1 protein-coding gene is annotated in these 244 nt (G+C 52.9%); it reads left to right on the top strand.

The features are described 5' to 3' along the window. A partial coding sequence (locus SB725_RS33355; RefSeq protein ID WP_410923715.1) for a hypothetical protein occupies positions 1–244 on the top strand: 244 nt, incomplete at both ends.

Genomic DNA, 244 nt, shown 5'->3' with positions numbered 1-244 from the left:
ACTGGTGCAGGAACTGATCGACTACATCGGGCAAAGTCATTATCTACCGGGCGGTGAAGCGCTCAACTGTGATGAAAGCGAGGCAAGGGTAAAAGCGCATCTTACTTGCCTCCATACCCGGATGCCGTTTGATCCACAAAACTACCAGCCAGGCGAACGACAAAGCTATGCTCGTGAATGGCTACCTGCGGCCAGCCAGGCTGGTAAAGCACATTCTGAATTTGTTCAGCCGCTGCCGTTTACC

Source organism: Pseudomonas sp. SIMBA_041 (assembly GCF_046535095.1).
Classification (GTDB): domain Bacteria; phylum Pseudomonadota; class Gammaproteobacteria; order Pseudomonadales; family Pseudomonadaceae; genus Aquipseudomonas; species Aquipseudomonas mucoides.
The sequence above is the reverse complement of the archived record's forward strand: the minus strand, read 5'-3'. Positions and strand labels throughout refer to the sequence as shown.